Annotated in this window: 13 protein-coding genes; 1 reads left to right on the top strand and 12 read right to left on the bottom strand. The window is 71.6% G+C overall.

The features are described from left to right. The first annotated feature begins 130 nt into the window (after nucleotides 1-130). Nucleotides 131-565 carry a pentapeptide repeat-containing protein gene (locus tag FYW95_RS02475; RefSeq protein WP_159941394.1) on the top strand — a complete coding sequence of 145 codons (435 nt, stop codon included), beginning with the start codon at nucleotides 131-133 and terminating at the stop codon, nucleotides 563-565. Between the two features lie 191 nt (nucleotides 566-756). Here FYW95_RS02475 and FYW95_RS02470 read toward each other — a convergent pair whose 3' ends face one another. The 12 genes from FYW95_RS02470 to FYW95_RS02415 all read right to left on the bottom strand — a co-directional run bounded on the left by FYW95_RS02470 (nucleotide 757) and on the right by FYW95_RS02415 (nucleotide 16,375). Then, nucleotides 757-1,761, bottom strand: a complete 1,005-nt coding sequence (locus FYW95_RS02470; protein WP_159941393.1) for a polyprenyl synthetase family protein — start codon at nucleotides 1,759-1,761, stop codon at nucleotides 757-759. 178 nt (nucleotides 1,762-1,939) lie between these two features. Continuing rightward, complete coding sequence (gene nuoN / locus FYW95_RS02465; protein WP_159941550.1) at nucleotides 1,940-3,589, bottom strand: NADH-quinone oxidoreductase subunit NuoN; 1,650 nt, start codon at nucleotides 3,587-3,589, stop codon at nucleotides 1,940-1,942. Nucleotides 3,590-3,597: 8 nt separating this feature from the next. Then, nucleotides 3,598-5,259 (bottom strand): NADH-quinone oxidoreductase subunit M, encoded by a 1,662-nt coding sequence (locus FYW95_RS02460; protein WP_159941392.1) that lies wholly within the window; start codon nucleotides 5,257-5,259, stop codon nucleotides 3,598-3,600. 4 nt (nucleotides 5,260-5,263) lie between these two features. Then, a complete protein-coding gene (gene nuoL, locus FYW95_RS02455; RefSeq protein WP_159941549.1) occupies nucleotides 5,264-7,207 on the bottom strand; it encodes an NADH-quinone oxidoreductase subunit L in 1,944 nt (647 codons plus the stop codon). A 14-nt stretch (nucleotides 7,208-7,221) separates the two neighbouring features. Then, nucleotides 7,222-7,521 (bottom strand): NADH-quinone oxidoreductase subunit NuoK, encoded by a 300-nt coding sequence (gene nuoK, locus FYW95_RS02450; protein WP_159941391.1) that lies wholly within the window; start codon nucleotides 7,519-7,521, stop codon nucleotides 7,222-7,224. After that, the gene (locus FYW95_RS02445; protein ID WP_159941390.1) at nucleotides 7,509-8,522 is read right to left on the bottom strand and encodes an NADH-quinone oxidoreductase subunit J; all 1,014 of its coding nucleotides are present in this window, start codon (nucleotides 8,520-8,522) and stop codon (nucleotides 7,509-7,511) included. The genes nuoK and FYW95_RS02445 overlap by 13 nt, the downstream gene beginning before the upstream one ends. Next, the gene (nuoI, locus tag FYW95_RS02440; protein ID WP_159941389.1) at nucleotides 8,519-9,076 is read right to left on the bottom strand and encodes an NADH-quinone oxidoreductase subunit NuoI; all 558 of its coding nucleotides are present in this window, start codon (nucleotides 9,074-9,076) and stop codon (nucleotides 8,519-8,521) included. The genes FYW95_RS02445 and nuoI overlap by 4 nt, the downstream gene beginning before the upstream one ends. Next, the gene (gene nuoH, locus FYW95_RS02435) at nucleotides 9,069-10,442 is read right to left on the bottom strand and encodes an NADH-quinone oxidoreductase subunit NuoH (protein WP_159941388.1); all 1,374 of its coding nucleotides are present in this window, start codon (nucleotides 10,440-10,442) and stop codon (nucleotides 9,069-9,071) included. The genes nuoI and nuoH overlap by 8 nt, the downstream gene beginning before the upstream one ends. Continuing rightward, nucleotides 10,439-13,018, bottom strand: coding sequence for an NADH-quinone oxidoreductase subunit G (locus FYW95_RS02430; RefSeq protein ID WP_159941387.1), 2,580 nt, complete (start codon nucleotides 13,016-13,018; stop codon nucleotides 10,439-10,441). Before FYW95_RS02430 ends, nuoH begins: the two co-directional genes overlap by 4 nt. Beyond that, on the bottom strand, nucleotides 13,015-14,334 hold the full coding sequence (gene nuoF, locus FYW95_RS02425; RefSeq protein WP_159941386.1) for an NADH-quinone oxidoreductase subunit NuoF: 1,320 nt from the start codon (nucleotides 14,332-14,334) through the stop codon (nucleotides 13,015-13,017). The genes FYW95_RS02430 and nuoF overlap by 4 nt, the downstream gene beginning before the upstream one ends. After that, nucleotides 14,331-15,083, bottom strand: coding sequence for an NADH-quinone oxidoreductase subunit NuoE (gene nuoE / locus FYW95_RS02420; RefSeq protein WP_159941385.1), 753 nt, complete (start codon nucleotides 15,081-15,083; stop codon nucleotides 14,331-14,333). The genes nuoF and nuoE overlap by 4 nt, the downstream gene beginning before the upstream one ends. Further along, entirely contained in the window at nucleotides 15,080-16,375 is a 1,296-nt protein-coding gene (locus FYW95_RS02415) for an NADH-quinone oxidoreductase subunit D (RefSeq protein WP_159941384.1), read from the bottom strand. The genes nuoE and FYW95_RS02415 overlap by 4 nt, the downstream gene beginning before the upstream one ends. Nucleotides 16,376-16,399: the final 24 nt, after the last annotated feature.

The raw sequence follows: 16,399 nt of genomic DNA, 5'->3' as shown, positions 1-16,399 counted from the left end.
GCGATAAGGGACAGTGAGGATTGGTCACTGAAAAGCGGACGGGGAGCTGAACGAACTTCGCGAAGCACCGAAAGCTGACATCTCAGTTGGGATTTCGCTCCTGACCACGGAAGTGGTGGAGGGAGCACCCGTGACACGCGACCATCGGCTCTCCTCCGTGGTCCGGCCCCGCGTCTGGCCGGTGGACACCACCACGGTCACCGCGCTCCGGGCACACGCCACCTGGCTGGCGGCTAGTAGACACGGGGAGGCCGAGATCGGCGGAGTGCTCGACTTCCGAGGTGCCGACCTCACCGGCATGGACCTCAGCTGGACCTTCCTGTGGACCTCCGGCCTCTCACACGTGACGCTCGACCGAGCCGACCTCCACAGGACCGGACTGGCCGGTGCCGGGCTGGACGGCGCCGAGGCTGGCGGAATGCGGACGAGCGGCGACCGCCTGGCGGAGGCGGACCTGCGGGGAGCACGCTTCGGCAACTGGGCGGACGGCCGGGGAACCGACCTTCGGGACGCGCGCCTGGCGGGTCCCGGTCTGACGGGGAGAGGCCGCCGGTCCCGCCGGTAACGGCGTCGAGAGGCCCCGGGCGACCGGTGGTGAGGGACCCACCTCGTGGTTCGCCGGAAACGGGGCACCGGGTGTGTAGGCGCGGCCTGCCAGGCCCGTCAGGCGGCCCGTCGGCACACCTCCGGCCCCATGTGACACGGAAAGGGCGCCGCCCGGCCGGACGGCGCCCCCTCACACGTATGCGTCGCGGGTCAGCCCGAGCGCTCCACGACGTAGTCGCACAGGGCCTCGAAGGCGCCCCGCGCGGGGCTCTGGGGCAGGGTGGCCAGCTCCGCGCGCGCCCGGTCGGCCCAGCCGCGCAGGGTGGCCTCGGCCTCGGCCATCGCCGGGTGCACCCGCAGCAGGGCCAGGGCCTCCTCGGCCTCCGCGTCGTCCAGGGGGCGGCCCAGCAGCGACAGGAGCCGCGCGTCCGCCGGGTCCTGGGAGCGCAGCGCGTAGAACATGGGCAGGGTCAGCACGCCCTCGCGCAGGTCGGTGCCCGGGGTCTTGCCCGAGTCGGTGCTCTCGCTGGCCACGTCCAGCAGGTCGTCGGCCAGCTGGAAGGCCATCCCCAGCGCCTCGCACGCCCGGGTGACCGTGCCGATGGTCTCGGGGTCGACCTTGCCGAACATGCCGCCGAACTCGGCGGAGGAGGCGATGAGCGAGGCCGTCTTGTCGCTGATCACCTTGAGGTAGTGGTCGAGCGGGTCGACTCCCTCGCGCGGGCCGGAGGTCTCCAGGACCTGCCCCTGCACGAGGCGGCCGAAGGTCACCGCCTGGAGCCGCACGGCCTCGGTGCCCAGGTCGGCGAGCATCTCCGAGGCGCGGGCGAAGACGTAGTCGCCGGTGAGGATGGCGATGCTGTTGCCCCAGCGCTGGTTGGCGCTCGGCTCGCCCCGGCGCAGCTCCGCCTCGTCCATGACGTCGTCGTGGTAGAGGGTGGCCACGTGTGTGAGCTCGACCACGGCCGCGGCGGGGATGAGGTCGGGCACGGTGGGGTCGCCGAAGTGGGCGGCCAGCAGGACCAGGGTGGCCCGGAACCGCTTGCCCCCGGCCGCCAGCAGGTGGGTGGCGGCCTCGGTCAGCAGGGGGTCGCTGGAGGCCACCGACTCCCTCAGGAGGTCCTCGACCTTCTCCAGGTTCTCCTGGATCTCCCGGGCGAGGGCCTCGTCGACTCTCGGCAGAGCGAGAAACCCGCTCGGGACAGCACCGCTCACCGTAAAGCTCCACCTGTTGAACGGGTACGGCGGTGACCCCCGGTGAGGGGGCCACCCCGTACCCAACACATGAACATGATCCGACTTGCCACGGTATCCGACCCGGAATGAAGAGCCAAAGCCACACCCGGGTACGGGGACCGTGAGTGCCCAACCGCAGGTCAGACCGTGTTCCCGGTCACTCCGAAGCCGCGGCTGAGCCGGTTTCGGTCGTTGCCTGGTCCACCATGACCGCGACCGGTTCCGGCCCCGTCTCCGAGGACGGCAGCAGGTTGTCCAGTACCGGCCCCGGGTACACGCCGAGTAGCAGCGTGGCCGCCACCCCGATCGCGATGACCCCGCCCGTGGCCGCGCCCGCGCGCACCACCGTGGGGCCCTCGCCCTCGGGGTCCCGGAAGAACATCACGACGATGATCCGCACGTAGAAGAACGCGGTCACCGCGCTGCTCAGCACGCCGACCACCACCAGCGGGGCGGCCCCGGCGGCCACGGCCGCCTCGAACACCGCGAACTTGCCGATGAACCCGCTGGTCAGCGGGATACCGGCGAAGGCCAGCAGGAACAGGGCCAGCGCCCCGGCCAGCCCCGGCGAGCGGCGGCCCAGCCCGGCCCACCGCTCCAGGTCGCCCAGCTCCTGGCCGCCGTCCTTGGTCCGCACCAGGGTCACCACGGCGAACGCGCCCAGCGTCGTGAACCCGTAGGCCGCCAGGTAGAACATGGCGCCCGCGAGCCCGTCGGTGCTGCCCGCCACCACGGCGGTGAGGATGAACCCGGCGTGCACGACCGAGGAGTAGGCCAGCAGCCGCTTGACGTCGCGCTGGGTGACCGCGATGACGGCCGCCACGACCATGGTGAGCACCGCCACGACCCACAGCATCGGCTGCCAGGCCTCGATGGAGCCGCCGAAGGGCACGAAGAACACCCGCAGCAGGGCGCCGAAGGCGGCGACCAGGGTGCACGAGGCCATCAGCGCCGTGATGGGCGTGGGCGCGCCCTGGTACACGTCCGGCTTCCAGTTGTGGAAGGGCACCGCGCCGACCTTGAACAGCAGGCCGACCGCCACCAGGCCGATCCCCATGAGCAGCAGCGGCTCGCCGTCGCCGCCCTGGAAGATCTCCGCCCCGCCCGCCTCGACGGCCGTGCGGATCTCACCGAAGTTCACCGATCCGGCGTAGCCGTAGACCATGGCGATGCCGAACAGGAAGAACGCCGAGGAGAACGCGCCCAGCAGGAAGTACTTGACCGCGGCCTCCTGCGAGAACAGGCGGCGTCGCCGGGCCAGCCCGCACAGCAGGTACAGCGGCAGGCTCATGACCTCCAGGGCGATGAACATCGTCAGGAAGTCGTTCGAGGCCGGGAACATCAGCATCCCCAGCACCGCGAACAGCACCAGCGGGTAGACCTCGGTGTGCTGGGAGCCCGCCAGGATGTGCGCGCGCTCCTCCTCGCTGCCGGGAACCGTGGCGGCCTGCGCGGCGAACGCGTCGCGTCCGTCCCGGCGCTCGGAGATCAGCAGCAGGCTGATGAGCGCCAGCACGGTGATGGTGCCCTGGAAGAAGATCACTGTCCGGTCCACCGCCAGCACCCCGGCGGCGACCGTCACGCCCGGCTCGTCGGCGGGCAGGGTTCCCACCTGGAGCACCAGCAGGACGAACGTGGCCAGCAGCGCGAGCACCGCGAGCACGATCTGGATCCCCCGGCGCCGCTCCTTGGGCGCGAAGGCCTCCAGCAGTACGCCGAGCACTCCGGCGGCGAACACCGTGAGCAGCGGCGCGAGCAGCCACCAGTCCATCTGCGGCGGCGCCTCGGTGATGACGGGAAGGTCCATGTGGGGGATCACTCCGCGTTTCCTTCCTCTTCCTGGGCGCCCGCGGCGCCCTCACTGGCGCCGTCCGCCGTACCGATGCCGACGGTGCGTTCGACCGCGGGGTTGATCACGTCCAGCGCGGGCTGCGGGTACACGCCCAGCGCGAGGATGAGTGCGAGCAACGGGGCCACCGCCCACGTCTCACGCGCGGACAGGTCGCGCATCCCGGTGAGCCCCTCCTTGGTGGGGCCGTTCATGGTGCGCTGGTACATCCACAGGATGTAGAGCGCGGCCAGCACCACGCCCACGGCGGCGATGACCGCCGGGAGGGGGCTGAAGGCGTACACCCCGAGGAACACCAGGAACTCGCTGACGAAGGGGGCCAGGCCCGGCAGCGCGAGACCGGCCAGGCCGACGACCAGGAACACTCCGGCCAGCTTCGGCGCGACCTTCTGCACGCCCCCGTAGTCGGTGATGAGCGAGGTGCCCCGGCGGGCGATGAGGAAGCCCACGACCAGGAACAGTGCCCCGGTGGCGAAGCCGTGGTTGACCATGTACAGGGCGGCCCCGGCCTGCCCCTGCGCGGTCAGGGCGAAGATGCCCAGGGTGATGAAGCCGAAGTGGGACACCGACGTGTACGCCACCAGGCGCATCATGTCGTTCTGCCCGATGGCCAGGATCGCACCGTAGATGATGCTCACCAGGCTCAGTCCCACCACGGGCCACACGAACCACGAAACCGCCGAGGGGAACAGCTCCAGGCAGTAGCGCAGCATGCCGTAGGTGCCGACCTTGTCCAGCACGCCCACCAGCAGCACGGCGGTGCCCGGGCGCGAGGCGCCCGCCGCCGAGGGCAGCCAGGTGTGCACGGGCCACATCGGCGCCTTGATCGCGAAGGCGATGAAGAAGCCGAGGAAGAGCCAGCGCGCGGTGACCGGGTCGACCGCGGCCAGGGCGCCGCCCTCACCGGCCAGGTCGCTCCACAGGAAGCCGCCGCCCAGGACGTAGACGCCGATCACCGAGACCAGCATGATGAGGCCGCCGGCCAGGCTGTACAGCAGGAACTTGACCGCGGCCCTGGCTCGGTCGTCGCCCCGCCCGTAGCGCCCGATCATGAAGTAGACCGGGATGAGCATGGCCTCGAAGAACACGTAGAACAGGAAGACGTCGGTGGCGGCGAAGACGCCGACCATCATCGCCTCCAGCGCGAGGATGAGCGCGAAGTAGCCGCGCCCGCCGTCGGGGCGGTCCTCGTGTTCGTTCCAGGCCGCCAGGACCACCAGCGGCACCAGGACGACGGACATCAGGATGAGCGCCAGGGCGATGCCGTCCACGCCCACGGCGTAGTTGACGCCGAAGCGCGGGATCCAGGGGTGGACCTCCTCGAACTGGAGGTCTCCGGCGGCGGAGGTGTCGAACCGCAGCGCCATGGCCGCGACCACCGCCAGGGTGCCGAGCGAGAAGCCCAGCGCGAGCCGCTTGGCGGTCAGGGCCGAGGCCCCGCCGCCGGTGGCGGCGGGGGCCGCGGGCCGCACGGCGGTCGCCGTGCCGCCGCCCGCCGGGGATGCGGAGGCCGAGGCCCGGGCCGCGGCGGTGCGTGCGGCGGCCGGAGCCGCCGTGCGCGGCAGCGCCCAGATCAGGGCCGCGCCGACCGCGGGGAGCGCGATCGCGATAGTGAGCCAGGGGATCATGTGTCTACAACCTCACAGCCAGCGTCGCGGCGACGATGACGGCGCCGAAGAGCATGGTGAGCGCGTACGTGCGGGCGAACCCGGTCTGGGCCCGGCCCAGACCGCTGGAGGAGTCGCGCACCCCCGTGCCCAGCCCGTTGACCGCCGCGTCGATGACCTTGTCCTCGAGGATGAGCAGGGCGCGGGTGAGCTCCTGTCCGGGCCGCATGACGAGCCCCTCGTTGATCTCGTTGCCGTACAGCTCGCGGCTGGCGGCGGTGGTGACGAAGTTGCCCCTGGGGGCGGTGGCCGCCACCGGCCTGCGCAGGTACACCGCCCAGGCGGCGACCACGCCGAGCACGAGCACGCCCAGGGCGGCCAGGCCGTAGGGCGCGGTGAAGGCGTGCACCACGTCGAAGTGGTGCGGGTGCGCCCCGGTGGCCGGGGCGAGGAAGCCCGCGAACCGGTCGCCCAGGGTGAGGAAGGCGCCGAGTCCGACCGAGCCGATCGCCAGCACCACCATGGGGGCGGTCATGCTGACCGGCGACTCGTGCGGGTGCACGCCCTCCTCCCAGCGCTTCTGGCCGAGGAAGGTCATGAAGACCATCCGCGACATGTAGAAGGCGGTGAGCCCCGCGCCCGCGATCACGGCCGTGCCGAGCACCATGCCCTGGGTGCCGCCCAGGCCGTAGGCCGCGGAGATGATGCTCTCCTTGGTCCACCAGCCCGACAGCAGCGGGAAGCCGATGATGGCCAGGTATCCCAGGCCGAAGGTGGCGAAGGTGACGGGCATGACCCTGGCCAGTCCGCCGTAGCGGCGCATGTCCACGCCGTCGTTCATGGCGTGCATGACCGATCCGGCGCCCAGGAACAGCCCGGCCTTGAAGAAACCGTGGGTGACCAGGTGGGCGATGGCGGCCACGTAGCCGACCGGGCCCAGCCCGGCGGCCAGCACCATCATGCCGATCTGGCTCATCGTGGACCCGGCCAGGGACTTCTTGATGTCGTCCTTGGCCGAGGCGATGATCCCGCCCGCCAGCATGGTGGCCGCGCCCACGACCGTGACGACGGTCTGGGCCACGGGGGCGGCCTCGAAGATCGGGCCGGAGCGCACGATGAGGTACACGCCCGCGGTGACCATGGTGGCCGCGTGGATGAGCGCGGACACCGGGGTCGGGCCCTCCATGGCGTCGAGCAGCCAGGCCTGGAGCGGCAGCTGCGCGGACTTGCCGCAGGCGCCCAGGAGCAGCAGGAGCCCGACGGCCAGCAGCACCCCGTCGGAGGCGCCGGGGACGGCGGCGAACACCTCGCTGAAGCTGACCGCGCCCAGAACCGCGAACATGATCATGATCGCGATGAGCAGGCCCATGTCGCCGACGCGGTTGATGATGAAAGCCTTCTTGGCGGCCACCGCGGCCGAGTTCTTGTGCTGCCAGAACCCGATGAGGAGGTAGGAGGCCAGGCCCACGCCCTCCCAGCCGAGGAAGAGCAGGACGAAGTTGTCCGCGAGCACCAGCACGAGCATGGCGGCCACGAACAGGTTGAGGTAGGCGAAGAAGCGCCGCCTGCCCGGGTCGTGGGCCATGTAGCCGACGGAGTAGATGTGGATCAGCGAGCCCACGAAGGTGATGAGCAGGACGAAGCTGATCGAGAGCGGGTCCACGAGCAGGTCCGCCCCGGCGGTGAACCCGCCCACGGAGAACCACTCGTAGACGGGGACGGAGACGCTGCGCGCGTCGGAGGCCCGGCCGAGCAGGTCGAACAGGACCAGGACGGCCCAGGCGAAGGAGGCGACGGGCAGGGCCGTGGCCAGCCAGTGCCCCCACTTGTCGGTCCGCCTGCCGCCGAGCAGCAGGACCGCCGCGCCCGCGAGCGGCAGGGCGATGAGCAGCCAGGCGCCCGACAGCACGGCGCTGTCGGCCGCGGTCGCCACCGCGGGTTCGGCGGCGAGGTACGCGTGAGTTGTCACAGCCACGTCGCCTTCTAGTGCTTGAGCAGGTTGGCGTCATCGAGCGACGCGGACCTGCGGGTTCGGAAGATCTGCATGATGATCGCGAGGCCCACGACCACCTCGGCGGCGGCGACGACCATCACGAAGAAGGCGATGACCTGCCCCTCGATGTCCCCGTGCATCCGGGCGAACGCGACGAACGCCAGGTTGCAGGCGTTGAGCATGAGCTCCACGCACATGAAGACGATGATCGCGTTGCGCCGGAGCAGCACGCCGACGGCGCCGATCGTGAACAGCAGCGCCGCGAGGACGATGTAGTTCATCGGGTCCACGAGGACTCGACCTCCTGACCGTTGCCGTTGCCGTTGGAGTCGTCCGCCCCGGAGCCGCCGCCCTTCTCCGCGCCGCCGGTCAGCGTGCCGGTCTCCACCGGTCCGCCCTCGGTCTCGGCGGCGGGCCGGGCGCGGTCGTCGGCGACCGGCTCGGCCTTCTTGGAGGTGGCCGAGTCCGAGGCCCCGCCGGGCTCGGGCGCCGGGACGGCCCGCACGTCGATCGGCACCCGGGACTGGTACTCGGGGTCGCGGGCGGTGAGCACCGGGTTGAGGGACAGCTGCGCGACCGAGCCGTCCGGCAGCAGCGCGGGCATGTCGATCGCGTTGTGCCGGGCGTAGGTGCCCGGTCCGGGCAGCGGTGTCGGGTGGTCGCCGCGGATGCGGTCCTCGGAGATCTCCCGCTGGGTGCGGCGCTTCTTGGTGCGGGCGGTGTGCGCCAGCACCAGGGCGCCCAGGACCGCGGTGATGAGCAGGGCGCCGGTGGCCTCGAAGGCGACCACGTAGCGCAGCAGCAGCTCGTTCGCGATCCACGGGATGGTGCCGCCCGCCGCGGCGGCCCCCGCGCCCAGGCCGACCGGGTCGCCCACCGCGATGCGGGTGATGCCGGTGGCCAGGGCGCCGGCGAAGGCCAGCGCGACGACGGCGGTGAGCAGGCGCTGTCCGCTGATCGTCTCCACGAGGGAGTCGGCCGAGCTGACGCCGATGAGCATCAGCACGAACAGGAACAGCATGAGGACGGCGCCGGTGTAGACCACGATCTGCACGACCATGAGGAAGGGCGCGGCGTTGATCCCGTAGAAGACGGCCAGGCCGACCATGGTCAGCGCCATCGACATGGCCGAGTGCACGGCCTTGCGTGAGAAGACCACGCCCAGGGCGCCGAGGAGGACCACCGCGCCCAGGACGTAGAACGCGGCCGCCTCGCCGCCGCCGATCGGGGCGGCCAGGTGCGCGGTGCCGTCGAGCGGTGTGCTGCGGGGGATGCTGGTGAGCGGGTTCAACGGACCGCCTCCGCCGTCTCGTCCGCCTCGTGCCCGTCCTGCGAACCGTGCTGGCCGCGTCCGGTGGCGTAGTAGTCCTGCTCGGTCTCGCCCAGGCGCATGGGGTGCGGCGGGGCCTCCATCCCCTCCCTGAGCGGGGCGAGCAGCTGTTCCTTGGTCCAGATCAGGCTCTGCCTGCTGTCGTCGGCCAGCTCGTACTCGTTGGTCATCGTCAGGGCGCGCGTGGGGCAGGCCTCCACGCACAGCCCGCACAGGATGCAGCGCAGGTAGTTGATCTGGTACACCCGGCCGAAGCGCTCGCCGGGCGAGTACCTGGCCTCCTCGGTGTTGTCACCGGCCTCCACGTAGATGGCGTCGGCCGGGCACGCCCAGGCGCACAGTTCGCACCCGATGCACTTCTCCAGGCCGTCGGCCCACCTGTTCAGCTGGTGGCGTCCGTGGAAGCGCGGCGCCGTGGGGCGCTTGACCTCCGGGTACTCGACGGTCGGCACCTTCGTGAACATCGTGTGGAAGGTGACACCGAAACCCTTGACGGGGTTGAGCCACTCAAGCACCGGTAACCTCCTCACCCTTCTGGTTGCGGTCGGCAGCGGCGGCCGGGGCCGTCCGCGGCGGTTCGGCGAGCACGCTGCTGCCGTAGTGCGGGGCGGTGCTCGGGGGCACCGGGAACCCGCCGAAGGCGGGGTCCTTGTGGGCGCGCCGGGCGTTCTCGGCGCGTTCGCGGGCCGCCGCGGCGCGCTCGCGGCGCGCCTGGCGCAGCCAGGCGTAGAAGGCGGCCACGGTGGCGACGGTGAAGGCGGCCACGACCAGGGCGATGACCGCGGGCGAGGCCTCCTCCAGCACGAGCATGCGGACCACGGCCACGGCGGTGATCCACACCAGCTGGACCGGGATGAGGACCTTCCACCCGAGCTGCATCAGCTGGTCGTAGCGCACGCGGGGCAGGCTGCCCCGGGCCCAGATGAACAGGAACATCACGCAGACGAACTTGAGCAGCCACCACAGGGCGGGCAGCCAGCCCTCGTTGGCGCCGGGGATCAGGGTGGCGATCCCGGGCGGGGCGAGCCAGCCGCCGAGGAAGAGCGTGACGGACACGGCGGCGACCGTGCACATGTTCACGTACTCGGCGAGGAAGAACATCGTGAACTTCATGGACCCGTACTCGGTCATGAAGCCGCCGACGATCTCGCCCTCGCCCTCGGCCAGGTCGAAGGGCAGCCGGTTGGTCTCGCCGATCATCGTCACCAGGTAGATGAGGAAGGACGGCAGGAGCAGCACGGCGAACCACAGCCCGCGCTGGGACTCGACGATCCCGGACGTGGTCAGGGTGCCCGACATGATGAAGACCGCGACGAAGGACAGGCCCATCGCGATCTCGTAGCTGATCACCTGCGCGGAGGCGCGCAGGCCGCCGAGCAGGGCGTAGGGCGACTGGGAGGCCCAGCCGCCGAGGACGAACCCGTACACCCCCAGGGCCGCGGTGGCCAGGACCACCAGGGCCGCGATGGGCAGGTCGGTGAGCTGGAGCGGGGTGATGACCCCGAACATGTTCACCTCGGGCCCGATCGGGATGACCGAGAACGCGATGAAGGCGGGCACGGCCGCGATCATCGGCGCGGCGATGTAGACGAAGCGGTCCACCCCGCGCGGGATCAGGTCCTCCTTGAGGGAGAGCTTGATGCCGTCGAAGAGGGATTGCAGGAGTCCGAAGGGGCCCATCCGGTTGGGCCCGTGGCGCTGCTGCATGCGGCCCATGACCTTGCGGTCGGCCATGATCATCATCAGCACGCAGAGCATGAGGAAGACGAAGATGGCCAGCGCCTTGATGGTGGTGATCCACCACGGGTCCTGGCCGAAGGCGCTCAGCGTCTCCTCGGAGGCCAGGGTGGTGGCCACGCCTGGGACGAGGGCGGGGGTCACTGCTGCCTCCCGTTGGTGCCGGTGGATCCGTTGCCGCCGGATCCGTTGCTGGTGGGCCCGGGGTGTCCGTTCGCGCCGGGTCCGTGGCCGGTGTGTCCGTTGCCCGCGGGCCCGGCGGCGGTCTCCCCGGCTGTGGGCCCGGCCGCGGCCAGGAGCACGGTCTGCCCGGCTCCGCCGCCCAGGTCGCGCGGGACGTCGCAGCCGTCGGCGTTGGCGGGCAGCCACACCACCCGGTCGGCGATGTCGGTGACGATCACGGGCACGGAGACGGACCCCTTGGCGCCGGTGACGCTCAGCGTTCCGCCGTCGGGGACGCCGACCTCGTCGGCCGTGGCCTGGGACAGGTAGGCGCGGGCCTGCCGGGCGGTCCCGGCGAGGTAGGGCTCGCCGTCCTCCATGCGGCCCGTGCCCAGGAGCTGGCGCCAGGTGGACAGCAGGGCCTGTCCGGGTCCGGGCCGGGGCACCTCGACGGGGCGCGTGCGGGGCCCGGGGGCGCGGTCGCCCGCCCACAGGCCCAGTTCCATGAGTTCGGCGTAGGCCGACGCGGCGTCGGGCAGGCCCAGGTGGACGTCCATCTGGTCGGCGATCGCGGAGAGCACCCGCAGGTCGGACAGGGCGCCGGGCACCCGGAGCGTGTCGCCGAAGGGCCGGTGGCGGCCCTCCCAGTTGACGAAGGTGCCGGACTTCTCGGCCACGGCGGCCACCGGCAGCACCACGTCGGCGCGGTCGGTGACGTCGCTGGCGCGCAGTTCGAGGCTGACCAGGAACGGGACCCGGGCCAGGGCCGCGCGCGCGGCGTCGGGGTCGGGCAGGTCGTCCAGCTCCACCCCGGCGACGAGCAGCGCGTCGAGTTCGCCGTTGGCGGCGGCCTCCAGGATCCGCGCGGTGTCGCGTCCGGGGGTCTCGGGCAGGGAGCCCACGTTCCAGGCGCGGGCCACCTCGGCCCGGGCGGAGGCGTCCGTGACCGGCCGCCCGCCGGGCAGCAGGCCCGGCAGCGCGCCGGCGTCGACGGCCCCGCGCTCACCGGCGCGGCGCGGCACCCACACCAGGCGGGCCCCGGTGCGCTCGGCCAGGGCCGCGGCGGCGGTCAGGGCGCCGGGCACGGCGGCCAGGCGCTCGCCGACCATGATGACCGCGCCCTCCTCGTTCAGGGCGGCCACGGTGTCGGGGCTCTCGGTGTCCAGGGCGTTGAGGACGCGGCCCTCGTCCCCGGGCAGCGACCGGATCAGGGTGCCCCGGGTCTTGGTCAGGCCGAGGCTGGCGTGCGGGGCCACCGAGTACACCTTGAGGCCGCGCTTGCGCACGCCCTTGCGCAGCCTCAGGAAGACCAGCGGCGACTCGTCCTCGGGTTCGAACCCGGCCAGCAGGACCGCGGGTGCCTTCTCCAGGGCGGTGAAGTCCACCCCGATCGGCGTTCCGGCCACGTACGCGGCCAGGAACTCGGCCTCCTCGGCCGAGTGCGCGCGGGCCCGGGCGTCCACGTCGTTGGTGCCCAGGGCCACGCGGGCGAACTTGGCGTAGGCGTAGGCGTCCTCGTAGGTGAGGCGTCCGCCGACCAGGACGCCGACCCGGCCGCGTGCGGCCGACAGGCCCCGGGCGGCGATGGTGAGCGCCTCGGACCAGGAGGCGAACTCCAGGGCCCGGGACTCCTCGTCGCGTACGAGCGGGCGGGACAGGCGGTCGGGCTGGGTGGTGTAGCTGAAGGCCCACCGCCCCTTGTCGCAGTTCCACTCCTCGTTGACCCGCGGGTCGTCCCCGGCCAGGCGGCGCATGACCTTGCCGCGCCGGTGGTCGGTGCGCTGGGCGCACCCGTCGGCGCAGTGCTCGCACACGCTGGGCGTGGAGACCAGGTCGAAGGGGCGCGACCGGAACCGGTAGGCGGAGCCGGTGAGCGCGCCGACCGGGCAGATCTGGACGGTGTTGCCGGAGAAGTAGGACTGGAAGGGCTCGCCCTCGGCGATGCCGACCTGCTCGTCGGCGCCGCGCTCCATCAGTTCGATGAGCGGGTCGCCCGCGATCTGCGCGGCGAAGCGGGTGCAGCGGGCGCACTGGATGCAGCGCTCGCGGTCCAGCAGCACCTGCGTGGACAGCGGGATCGGCTTGGGGAAGGTCCGCTTGACCTCGACGAAGCGGGTCTCGCCCTGCCCGTTGGACATGGCCTGGTTCTGCAGGGGGCACTCGCCTCCCTTGTCGCAGACCGGGCAGTCCAGCGGGTGGTTGATGAGCAGGAACTCCATGATCCCGCGCTGGGCCTTCTCCGCCACCGGGGAGGTGAGCTGGGTCTTGACCACCATCCCCTCCATCACGGTGATGGTGCAGGAGGCCTGCGGCTTGGGCATGCCGCGCCCGTTGCCCATGTCGGGGATCTCCACCAGGCACTGGCGGCAGGCCCCGACCGGGTCCAGGAGCGGGTGGTCGCAGAAGCGCGGGATCTGGATGCCCAGGAGTTCCGCGGCCCGGATCAGCAGGGTTCCCTTGGGGACCTGGATCTGGAACCCGTCGATGGTGACGGTGACGAGGTCCTCGGGGGGCGGCGCCGGGGCCGCTCCGCCGGAGGAGTTGGAGGTGACGGTCACTGCTGTCCTCCCGTCGTGGTCGTCTGGTCGCCCCAGAGGGTGGCCCTGGCGTGGTCGAAGGGGCAGCCGCCCCTCTCCACGTGGTCGATGTACTCCTGGCGGAAGTACTTGATGGAGGACGTGACCGGGCTGGTCGCGCCGTCGCCTAGGGCGCAGAAGGAGCGGCCGAGCAGGTTGTCGCAGATGTCCAGGAGCTTGTCGAGGTCGGCCTCGGTGCCCTCGCCGCGCTCCAGGCGCTCCAGCACCTGGACCATCCAGAAGTTGCCCTCGCGGCAGGGCGTGCACTTGCCGCAGGACTCGTGGGCGTAGAAGGCGATCCAGCGGCCGACGGCGCGCACCACGCACGTGGTCTCGTCGAAGATCTGGAGGGCGCGGGTGCCGAGCATGGATCCGGCGGCGCCCACCGACTCGAAGTCGAGCGGGGTGTCCAGGTGCTCCTCGGTGAAGATCGGCGTGGAGGAGCCGCCGGGGGTCCAGAACTTGAGCTGGTGCCCGGGGCGGATCCCGCCGGCCATGTCGAGGAGTTCGCGCAGGGTGATCCCGAGCGGCGCCTCGTACTGGCCGGGGTTGGCCACGTGCCCGGACAGGGAGAAGAAGCCGAACCCGGCGGACTTCTCGGTGCCCATGGAGGTGAACCACTCGGCGCCGTTGGCGACGATGCTGGGGACGCTGGCGATGGACTCGACGTTGTTCACCACGGTGGGCGAGGCGTAGAGCCCGGCCACGGCGGGGAAGGGCGGCTTGAGCCGGGGCTGGCCGCGGTAGCCCTCCAGGGAGTCCAGCAGGGCGGTCTCCTCGCCGCAGATGTAGGCGCCCGCCCCGGCGTGGACGACCAGGTCCAGGTCGTACCCGCTGCCGAGGATGTCCTTGCCGAGCAGCCCGGCCTCGTAGGCCTCGGCCACGGCCCGTCGCAGGCGGCGGATGACGTGCAGGACCTCGCCGCGCACGTAGATGAAGGCCTGGTGGGATTTGATCGCGTAGGAGGCGATCACCACCCCCTCCACCAGCGCGTGCGGGTTGGCGAGCATGAGCGGGATGTCCTTGCAGGTGCCCGGCTCGGACTCGTCGGCGTTGACCACGAGGTAGCGCGGGTTGGGGTTGTCGGGGGGCAGGAACCCCCACTTCATCCCGGTGGGGAACCCGGCGCCGCCGCGGCCGCGCAGGCCGGACTTCTTGACCAGGTCCACGATGGCGTCGGGTTCCATGCCCAGCGCGGTGCGCAGCGCCCCGTAGCCGCCGCCGTCGCGGTAGCCCTCCAGGGTGAAGGAGTCGGGGCGGTCCCAGTTCTCGGACAGGATCGGGGTCAGGGCGGTCACTTGGCGTCCTCCTCACCCTGCTCGGAAGGCTTCGGCGGAAGGTTCGCCGGGTCGGGGGCGGTCCAGCCCCGTTCCCGGGCGAGCCGGAGCCCGGCCAGGGAGGGGGCGGCGGCCTGCACGCCCTCGCCCGCGCGGCCGTCCTCGAACCCGGCCAGCACGCGCGAGGCCTGCTTCCAGGTGCACAGGCTCGCGGGGCCGCGGGTGGGGGCGACGTCCTCGCCCAGCCGCAGGCCGTCGACCAGTTCCCGGGCGCTCTGGGGGGTCTGGTTGTCGAAGAACTCCCAGTTGACCATCACGACGGGCGCGAAGTCGCAGGCCGCGTTGCACTCGACGTGCTCCAGCGTGACCTTGCCGTCCTCGGTGGTCTCGTTGTTGCCGACCCCCAGGTGCTCCTTGAGGGACTGGAAGATCTCGTCGCCGCCCATGACCGCGCACAGGGTGTTGGTGCACACGCCCACCTGGTAGTCACCGCCGGGTCGGCGGCGGTACATGGTGTAGAACGTGGCGACCGCGTTGACCTCGGCGAGGGTGAGGTCGAGCTGGTCGGCGCAGAAGCGCATCCCGGCCTTGCTGACGTAGCCCTCCTCGGACTGCACCAGGTGCAGCAGCGGCAGCAGCGCCGAGCGGGGCCGGGGGTAGCGGCTGATGATCTCCTTGGCGTCCGGCTCCAGCCGGGCGGTCACCTCGGCGGGAAACGCCTCGCGCGGCTCCTCCGCCCCGGCGGTCTCGGTGGTCTCGTGGTCGCTCACCGGTCCACGCCTCCCATCACGGGGTCGATACTGGCCACGGCCGCGATGACGTCCGCCACCGTGCCGCCCTCGCACATGGCGGCGACGGCCTGGAGGTGGGTGAAGGAGGGGTCGCGGAAGTGCACGCGGTGCGGACGGGTGCCCCCGTCGCTGACCGCGTAGCAGCCCAGCTCGCCCTTGGCGCTCTCGACGGCCGCGTAGGCCTGGCCAGCGGGTACCCGGAAGCCCTCGGTGACCAGCTTGAAGTGGTGGATGAGCGCCTCCATGGAGCCGCTCATGATGTGCGCGATGTGGTCGGGCGAGTTGCCCAGCCCGTCCGGGCCCAGCGCCAGCTTGGCGGGCCAGCCGATCTTGGCGTCCTGGATCATCACCGGGCCGGGCTGGAGCTTGTCCAGGCACTGCTCGATGATCTTGAGGCTCTCCTCCATCTCGGCGATGCGCACCCGGTAGCGGGCGTAGACGTCGCCGCCGTCGGAGACGGGGACGTCGAACTCGTAGCCCTCGTATCCGCAGTAGGGCTGGGCCTTGCGCAGGTCCCAGGCCAGGCCCGAGGCGCGCAGCAGCGGCCCGGTGACGCCGAGCGCCATGCAGCCGGGCAGGTTGAGGTAGGCCACGTCCTTGGTACGGGCGAGGTAGACGGGGTTCTCGTCCAGGAGCTTGCGCATGATGCGGATGCGCTTGGGCATCTCCCTGAGCAGCTCGCGGACCTTGCCGACCGCGCCGGGCGGCAGGTCCTGGGCCACGCCGCCGGGCCGGATGTAGGCGTGGTTCATCCGCAGGCCGGTGACGAGCTCGAAGATGTCCAGGATCATCTCGCGCTCGCGGAAGCCGTTGGTCATGACCGTGGTCGCGCCCAGCTCCATGCCGAAGGTGGCCATCGCCACGAAGTGCGAGGCCATCCGGTTGAGCTCCATCATCATCACGCGGATGACGTTGGCCCGCTCGGGGACGCGGCCCTCGATGCCGAGCAGCCGCTCGACCGCCAGGCAGTACGCCGCCTCGTTGAAGAGCGGCGTGAGGTAGTCCATGCGGGTGACGAACGTGGTGCCCTGCGTCCACGTCCGGTACTCCATGTTCTTCTCGATACCGGTGTGCAGGTAGCCGATACCGACGCGCGCCTCGGTGCAGGTCTCACCGTCCAGGGTGAGGATCAGCCGGAGCACGCCGTGCGTGGAGGGGTGCTGGGGTCCCATGTTGACGACGAGGCGTTCGGCGCTGGTGGCCTGGGCCTTCTCGATGACGTCGTCCCAGTCCCCGCCGGAGGCGTCGATGTAGTCCTCGGTGACGGTCATGCGGGGCCTCCCTTCGTGGCGGAG

This window comes from Nocardiopsis sp. FR4 (assembly GCF_009830945.1).
Lineage (GTDB): Bacteria > Actinomycetota > Actinomycetes > Streptosporangiales > Streptosporangiaceae > Nocardiopsis.
Note: the sequence above shows the minus strand (reverse complement) of the source record. Positions and strands in the feature narration are given on the sequence as shown.

Bases quoted from the DNA above. Each gene is read 5' to 3' on its own strand.
- nuoN (WP_159941550.1), bottom strand. From the start codon at position 3,589: ATGGACCTTCCCGTCATCACCGAGGCGCCGCCGCAGATGGACTGGTGG.
- FYW95_RS02460 (WP_159941392.1), bottom strand. From the start codon at position 5,259: ATGATCCCCTGGCTCACTATCGCGATCGCGCTCCCCGCGGTCGGCGCG.
- FYW95_RS02415 (WP_159941384.1), bottom strand. From the start codon at position 16,375: ATGACCGTCACCGAGGACTACATCGACGCCTCCGGCGGGGACTGGGAC.